Origin of the sequence: Streptomyces sp. SID5785 (assembly GCF_009870065.1) — a bacterium.
In the GTDB taxonomy this organism is placed as follows: Bacteria; Actinomycetota; Actinomycetes; order Streptomycetales; family Streptomycetaceae; genus Streptomyces.
The window spans coordinates 1-2,209 of sequence record NZ_WWIA01000186.1 but is presented as its reverse complement, the minus strand read 5'-3'; the positions used below and the strand labels follow the sequence as shown (position 1 = coordinate 2,209).

Annotated in this window: 3 protein-coding genes; 2 read left to right on the top strand and 1 reads right to left on the bottom strand. The window is 75.0% G+C overall.

Annotated elements, in window-relative coordinates; all coding sequences use genetic code 11:
* Positions 1-734 (bottom strand): AraC family transcriptional regulator (locus GTW43_RS05695; protein WP_161300520.1); only part of this gene is annotated, 734 nt, incomplete at its 3' end.
* 141 nt (positions 735-875) lie between these two features.
* On the opposite strand from GTW43_RS05695, the gene GTW43_RS05690 reads away from it, so the two are divergent.
* Positions 876-1,883, top strand: a complete 1,008-nt coding sequence (locus GTW43_RS05690) for a TauD/TfdA family dioxygenase (RefSeq protein ID WP_161300519.1) — start codon at positions 876-878, stop codon at positions 1,881-1,883.
* Positions 1,880-2,209: AMP-binding protein (locus GTW43_RS05685; RefSeq protein ID WP_161300518.1), on the top strand; the 330-nt coding region annotated here is incomplete at its 3' end. The genes GTW43_RS05690 and GTW43_RS05685, both read left to right, overlap by 4 nt.

The window sequence follows — 2,209 nt, the reverse complement described above, 5'->3', positions numbered from 1 at the left end:
CCCGTGGGCAGGAGGGCCTCGATGAGTTCGCGGACGCGGTCCAGCTCCGTGCTGTCGGTCGTGGTGTCGAGGGATGCGAGGTACTGGCGGGCGTAGTCGCGCAGCTGCGGGTCGGCGAGCTTGTTCGGCGTGTCGAGTTCGGCCGCGTAGAGGACGACGCCGGTGAAGTCGCGGTCGAACTCGACGACGGGGCCGAGGAGTCGGCGGTGGGTGGCCGCGTCGCGGGGTGCCGCATGGGTGAAGCAGACGGAGAAGGGCTGCCAGCGCGGGCCGAGGAACGCGCGCAGGAACCCGATCAGGGTGCCGACCGCAAGCTCCAGGGCCTGGCGGGCCTCGTGGAACGCGCCGAGTTCCAGCGCGATGCGCACGGTGGCGAGACCGCCCGCCTCGGTGAGCCGTCCGCGGAGCATCTCGTTGTACATCCGCTCGTGGCGGACCAGGAGAGCGAGCGCGCTGCGCACGTCGGGCTCTTCGCGCAGGACGAGGCTGATGGGCCCGAGGTTGGCGAACCGGCGCCGCTCGGCGAGCAGGAGCCCGAAGTCCTCCCGTCCGGCCGCTGCGGCGGAGTGTTCGAGCAGCCGGGTGACGGCGTCGCCGGACACCCAGCGGTCCTGGGAGGCGAGCCCGACCGGGTCGAGGCCCGCCTGTTTCAGGAGAGCGCGCGGGTCGATGCCCAGGGACTGGCTGAGCTCGACGTAGTTGCTCAGTGAGGCATTGCGGACCAGGGGCTTCATACGGGCACTCCGGCACTCTCCGGCGCTGCGGCGCTCCAGGGCTGTCCCCAACAGATAAGTGATGCGCCCCGTCAGGTCAAGCACGGGATCGTCGGCCGACCTAGCGTGGCAGCACCGCGACGCCACCCGAAGGAGCCGGCCGTGGTCACTTCACCCTCAGCTGCACCCCTGTCCGCCTGCCGCGGCCCCGCCGTGTGGCGGGGTCCCCGCCTCGCCGCCCGGGCGGCAGAGCGGCACCGTCCCTCCCGTGCACAGCTCGCCGGACTCGACACGGCCGTGCGCCGGCTGCGCTCCCCCGGGGTGCCGCTGCTGCGCATCACGGCCGACCGGTTCCCGCTGCCGTCGTGGAGCGGCGAACTCGCGCGCGTCGTGCGGGAATTGGAGCGCGGCCCCGGATTCATGGTGCTGCGCGGCATCCCGGTCGGGCGCTACCGTCCGACCGAGCGCGAGCACCTGTTCTGGGGGCTCTGCCTGCGACTGGGCACTCCCGTGTCGCAGGACGCCACCGGGCACATGCTGGGCCGGATGACCGGTGCGGGCCCCACGGGCGGCGACACGCCGCAGGCCCTGCGCACGGTCGAGTCCGACACGCTGGCCGTGCTGGCCCTGCGCCCGGCCCGGGCCTCCCTGGCCAGTGCGGGCGCGGTGCACAACGAGGTACTGGCGCGGCGGCCCGATCTGGCGACCCGGCTGTACCGCCCGCACCGCGTCGACCGCGACCGGCGACTGCCGCCCCTGGTGACGCCGCTCGCCCGGCGCGACGGGCCGCACTTCAGCCTGCGCTACGACCGCGACGCCATCGAGGCCGCACATGCCAGGCCCGGTGCCCCGCCGCTCACGCGCCGCGACCGCGCACTGTTCGACCTCGTCGACCCGGTCGCGGCCGATCCCGCGTTCCGGCTCGACCTCGACCTCGCCGCGGGGGATCTGCTGCTGGTCGACAACCACACGGTGCTGCACAGCGTCGAGGCCGGCACCGGCCCGGACGTCGGGGCGCTCGGGCTCTGGCTGGCCGCCCGCCCGTCGCCCGGTGGACGCCCGGCGTCGTGGTCCCGCGGCGGGGTCCCGCCGCACGACGTGATCACGCCCCGCCCCCGTCCCACCGCCCCGCGCCACCTGCCGCACCCTCACGACAAGGAACCCGTATGACGTCCGTCGTCCCCACGCTGCCCGCCCTGCTCGCCGGTACCGTCCGCGCGCACCCGGACCGGACGGCGCTGCGCCAGGGCGCGGCGTCCCTCACCTACGCGCGGCTCGACGACCGGACGGCCCGGGCGGCGGCGCTGCTGCGTGGCCACGGCCTGCGCGAGGGCGACCGGGTCGCGGTGGCCCTGCCCAATGTGCTGCAGTTCCCTGTCGTCTACTACGCGGCGCTGCGCACCGGCGCCGTGGTCGTGCCCCTCAACCCGCTCCTCACGGCGGGCGAGCTGGAGTTCGCGCTGCGGGACAGCGGCGCGCGCCTCCTCGTGGCCGCC